Consider the following 5589-nt stretch of genomic DNA (forward strand, 5'->3'; position numbering starts at 1 on the left):
GGATTTGAAAGTACATATACAATTCCTGTCATTAATTCTGTCGCGCCGTAAATTAGGAGGTTTGACGTGTCCACTTTAGGTCAACAACTCACAACAAGATTCTTTAGATATTTAGCAGTAGAAAGCCAAAGCTGTGCTGCTTCACCAACAGTGCCATCAACGCCAAGCCAATGGAATATGGTGAAATTATTGGCTGAAGAATTAAAAGGTTATGGCTTAGCTGACATTCATATTGATGAACATGGTGTTTTAACAGCGTTTCGTAAAGGCACAATGCCAAATGCACCAACGATTGGTTTCATTACGCACGTAGATACGGTAGATGTTGGTTTATCACCAAATGTTTACCCGCAAGTACTGAAGTATGAAGGCAAAGATTTATGCTTGAATAAAGATGCTGATATATGGTTTAAGCAGAGTGAACATCCTGAAGCTGAGCCTTATATCAATGAGGACATCATCTTCAGCGATGGCACAAGCGTGTTAGGCGCGGATAATAAAGCAGCTGTAACATGTGTGATGGAATTGATGGATAAATTGCAATCTAATGAAATCGCTTGTGGCGACATCTATGTTGCATTTGTACCTGATGAAGAGATTGGTTTACGTGGCGCAAAAGTGATGGATTTGGATCGCTTTAAAGTTGATTTTGCTTACACAATCGATTGCTGTGCAGAAGGTGAAGTGGTTTATGAAACATTCAATGCAGCAACTGTTGAGATCAAAATCGAAGGCGTAACAGCGCATCCAATGTCAGCTAAAAATGTATTGGTGAACCCATTACGTGTTGCACAGGATTTGATGGGCTGCTTTGATCGCTTAGATGCGCCAGAGCACACAGAAGGCCGTGAGGGATATTTCTGGATCAATGCGATCAATGGTACTCAAAATGACGCAACGATGAGAATCAATATTCGTGATTTTGATAAACAAAGCTATGAAGCGCGTAAGAAATACATTGGCGAAGCTGTCGCATTGATTCAAGCGCGTCATCCTCGTGCAAAAATCAGTTATAAAATAACAGATGTTTACAGCAATATTGCTGATTCATTGGGTGAGGATCGCACTGCGTTGGATCTATTGTTTGCATCATTTGCTGAATTATCCATTGAGCCAAATGTGATTCCTATGCGTGGCGGTACTGATGGTTCTGCATTATCAACGCGTGGAATTTTCACACCAAATTACTTCACAGGTGCTTTAAACTTCCATTCTCGCTTTGAGTTTTTACCAATTTCAGCATTTGAGAAGAGCTTTAACGTGACGGTAAAAATATGTGAATTAGCAGGTAAACATCAAAAATAGCTCTTCAATTTATATTTAGTTTGATTATAAAGCCCAATATTGTATTGGGTTTTATTTTGACATCAATAATATGAATGATTATGTGTAATAAATCAAAAAATATATCGTAATTTTATTATTATTAATTAATTTTGGTAGAATGCATGCATAAATTTTACTTTATATATTAAATATAATTAATAAGGATGCATATGAAATTAATTAAAGTGATTATTGGCATATTAGTGGTATTAGGCGGATTATATTATGCTTATTTTCAATTCAGTACCGATTCAACGCCGCAAGAGTGTTACACATATCAGCAGTCATATCATGAAGCGCTTAATATTGTGAAAGCAAAAAATACAGATGGTAGTTTAGATCAAATGATTCAACAACTATTATTAGTAGGTGATCAATTAGATAGCGCATTAGAAGGCGGTAAACGGTTTAAAAAAGAAGACGCTGAAAATTTACGTACAATGTGTGTTAATAATCATCAGCTCAATATTCAAATGATTGAAATGTTAAAACAATTATAAAATTTTATATTTTTTGTCTGTGCTTTGAAATTAGATACTGATTTTTTGTATATAGTTCGGTTATCCTTAAGCAATATATTATTGATTGATGGAGGTACAGATGGCACAGCAAATAAGAACTCCAGTTTTATTCATTGGTCATGGCAGCCCAATGAATATTATTGAGAAAAATAAATGGACGGAAAGCTGGCGTGCTTTGGGCGAGAAGATCGGTAAAGTGGATGGCATTGTGATGTTATCTGCTCATTGGTACACCGATGGTACCTTTGTGACAGAAGAGCCTGCACCTAAAATGATCTATGATATGTATGGCTTTCCTGCAGAAATATATGAATATATTTATCCCGCTATTAATGCAGCGCCAATCCGTGATTTAACATTAGAATCATTAGATAAAATGGGTAAATTGAATCATGATTGGGGTTATGATCATGGTAATTATGGTGTGCTTTCTCATCTCTTTCCTGATGCGAATATTCCTGTTTTACAAGTGAGTATTAATCGTAATGAATCGAGCCAATATCATTATGAAATAGGGCAGAAGTTGAAGCGATTACGGGATAAAAATATCCTCATTGTAGCTTCTGGAAATATTGTGCATAACTTACGACGAATTATGCAACCACAAGTGATACCTTGGGCGAAAAATTTTGATCATGATGTTGCTAAATTAACCAAAGCGCGTGATATTGCAGGATTGCTTGCATTGGAAACAACGCATCCTGATTTTAAATTAGCAGCACCAACGCCAGATCATTTTTATCCATTTTTATCAGCGATCGGTGCAACAGATGAGAGTGATGAGTTAATCATTATGAATCAAGATGTCGCGTTAGAAACGCTCACAATGACAAGTTATATTTGGGGCATAAATATTTAAATTATGCGATTTAAGCATTGTTTTCTTGGATGATTGCTATGTTATTTTCAGTAGGTTTAAATGTTTGGCTAGCAACAATTATTACTGAAATGATATATCAACATTTTAAATGGGGTATTTTGGTTATTATGAGAATTAACTCTTTTGTGCTTATTCTGTGTCAGAATTATCCTCGATTATGATTAAGATCCAAAAATATAACAAAATCCATCAAAATATCAATTAATACAATAGTATGTGAGCAATGGGTTGGATATTAAAATTATAAAGAGAGTGTTATGTATAAAAAAATGATTGCAATAGGGATTATGTTAATGAATTTTACTATTGCGCAGAATATTAGTGATGAGTTATACCAAAAAGGGATCGATGGCGATATTAAAACTCAGGTTCAAATTGGGAATATTTATTTTGAAGCTGAAGATAAACAGAATGCCAAGATTTGGTGGAAAAAGGCTGCATTACAAAATGATCCCGAAGCTCAATATCTGTGGGCAAAAAATGCAAGTTATGATGAATATGATCTTTCTAACGAATTTTTTAGAAAAGCTGCCGCACAAAATTATGCACCTGCACAAGTGGAAACTGCGTGGCTATATTTTTATGAAGATACAGAAAAAGATAATCAAAAAGGTTTGCAGTTATTAAATGCAGCGGTTGAACAAAATAATGATCAAGCACAAGCATTTTTAGGGGATTTTTATCTTAAAGGTCAACATGGTGTTGTGAAAAATATTGATAAAGGTTTGAAATATTTAGCATTATCTGCTGAACAAAACAATACTTATGCTTATTATTATTTGGGGGATTATTATCTTTCTTTAGGGACAGATGATGGTAATGCTCAAGCATTGAACTGGTTTAAACGAATTACTGATAAAAATCCAGGTTTTGGACAAGCATCATCTAAACTTGCACAGATGTATACATTGGGGCTGGGTGTACCTAAAGATATTGAGAAAGCCAAGGATCTATTACGACCAGTCATTAGTATATATTTCCCTGATTCTATCTATAGTATGGGATTAGTTTATGCACAAAGTAATGATCTTAATGATCAAAAGAAAGCTTTAGGTTATTTGCGTAAAGCTTGTTGGGAAAATATACAGATAAGTTGCGATAAGGTGCAAGAAATTTTGGGAGTACAGAATGAAAAATAAAATTTTAATGGCATCATTGGTGGCAGTTTTGTCTGTATTTTCACTAGCAACGGCACAAAATTATGACGATTCATGTGTTCCGATTAATTATTCTGCCTTATCAACGGTTAATGATGGAATATTTGAAGCTAAAGGATGGTTAAAACAAGCAGATGAATATGCAAAGCAATCAAATAATGCGGATGCTTTGAATCAAGCATTATCCATTTATGCGAATATTATTCAGGATAATGGATTGGATGCAGATGTTATTGTTGCAGCGTATCAAGGCATTAATCAGTTGATTAAAAAAAGTGGCAAATTTTTGAGTATGGCTTGTATTCAAAATGATATTGTTAGGGCTTCTAATAATTATTGGTATGCCAATTCATCGGATGATTTAGCCATCAAGCCTGATCCGTCCATTATTCAAGAGATTGAACCGCTCATTGAATTATTGAAAACGATGCCAATCAGAGATGATTTATCACTTTATTTGATATTACGTTTATATTTTAGTGAAAATATAGAAGCGCAAAATAAAATTAATCATATGGTTCAAAATAAAGTGAAACCATTTAATGCTGTTCTTCAAGCTTATTTAGATTCATCAGATGAGAATTTACAAGCATTTTTAGTTTATTCATTGCCTAAAGATTTAACCGATGATGAAATTATCGAGTTGTACTCATTGATCCAATCTTTTAGTTATCATAAGAATGAAGATGTGAAGAATAAATCGTTAGAGCTTACACATCAGATATTAAAAAATAATCTTCATATCGAATATTTACAAAAAGAAGTGGGGAATGGTTATACGGGGTTAGAGAATGATTTGGTTCTATTGGAATCTGTTGTTAATGAGCAATCCTCTGTCGATGCGCAAATCGCATTAGCCAATTTATATTATCGTTATCAAAATTATGAACGCCATTATCAAATTCTGGAGAAGTTAGCTAAAGAAGGCCATTCATATGCGCTTTCTGAATTGGTTTCATATTTATTTGTATCGAAAAGAGAACTGAATTTATCTGAGGCCATTGTGAAAGATTGGATTGATCAAGCTATTGTGATGGATCAAAAAATACATGACGTTAAATTTGCCCAATCTTTATTGAATGTTTATCAGTATCACGCACTTAATAATCTTGATCCTATTCAGTATGCACCATATGCCAGAAGAATTATATTCAATGGTTATCGATTAGAAGAGGCTCAGAAATTTTATCAAGAAATGATAGAAGTAGCAGAATATCTCGAGAAGCTTCAAATCTTGATTCGTAATGGAGAAGGGCAAGCTGCTTATGAGTTGTGGGACAAAATGGGCTATTATGTTTTTCAAGATGATGTTACTGTCCTAAGACAAATTGCGGATCTCAATATTTCTCAGGCTCAATATAGAACAGCGCTTGGTTATGAAAAAGAGCAAAAACAAGAAGAGGCGTTGAAATACTTTATGAAAGCTGCAGAGAATGGCAATAAAAATGCAGGCATTGCTTTGGTATATGCCTATATTATCGGAGAAAATAACGCATTAGATCGTGATCAAGCTATTCATTATTTTAACTTAGCGCACAGAGATGATAATGAAGATTCAGGTTATGGCAATTATGATAAAGAAAAAATTGTATATGCAACGGTCTATCAATGGATGAAGGAAAACCCTAATGAAGAAGCCATTCAATATTTGGATAAAGAAAAATTTTTAATTCAGAGCATTCGTTTAGATAAAGATGCGCCAATG

At 34.1% G+C, this 5589-nt stretch carries 5 protein-coding genes; all 5 read left to right on the forward strand.

The window, feature by feature from the left end; genetic code table 11:
• Window positions 1-66 precede the first annotated feature (66 nt).
• Complete coding sequence (gene pepT / locus BZK14_RS03035) at window positions 67-1305, forward strand: peptidase T (RefSeq protein WP_077925121.1); 1239 nt, start codon at window positions 67-69, stop codon at window positions 1303-1305.
• 191 nt (window positions 1306-1496) lie between these two features.
• A complete protein-coding gene (locus BZK14_RS03040; protein WP_077925122.1) occupies window positions 1497-1826 on the forward strand; it encodes a hypothetical protein in 330 nt (109 codons plus the stop codon).
• A gap of 100 nt (window positions 1827-1926) precedes the next feature.
• Complete coding sequence (gene ygiD / locus BZK14_RS03045) at window positions 1927-2706, forward strand: 4,5-DOPA-extradiol-dioxygenase (RefSeq protein WP_077925123.1); 780 nt, start codon at window positions 1927-1929, stop codon at window positions 2704-2706.
• Window positions 2707-3020: 314 nt separating this feature from the next.
• Window positions 3021-3866: a tetratricopeptide repeat protein gene (locus tag BZK14_RS03050; RefSeq protein ID WP_171973627.1), complete on the forward strand. Its 846-nt coding sequence runs from the start codon at window positions 3021-3023 to the stop codon at window positions 3864-3866.
• A partial coding sequence (locus BZK14_RS03055; RefSeq protein WP_143691293.1) for a tetratricopeptide repeat protein occupies window positions 3856-5589 on the forward strand: 1734 nt, incomplete at its 3' end. The genes BZK14_RS03050 and BZK14_RS03055, both read left to right, overlap by 11 nt.

Source organism: Wohlfahrtiimonas larvae, assembly GCF_002006755.1.
Classification (GTDB): domain Bacteria; phylum Pseudomonadota; class Gammaproteobacteria; order Cardiobacteriales; family Wohlfahrtiimonadaceae; genus Wohlfahrtiimonas; species Wohlfahrtiimonas larvae.

Coding starts and splice junctions, on each gene's coding strand:
- ygiD (WP_077925123.1), top strand. CDS start 1,927: ATGGCACAGCAAATAAGAACTCCAGTTTTATTCATTGGTCATGGCAGC.
- BZK14_RS03050 (WP_171973627.1), top strand. CDS start 3,021: ATGAATTTTACTATTGCGCAGAATATTAGTGATGAGTTATACCAAAAA.
- BZK14_RS03040 (WP_077925122.1), top strand. CDS start 1,497: ATGAAATTAATTAAAGTGATTATTGGCATATTAGTGGTATTAGGCGGA.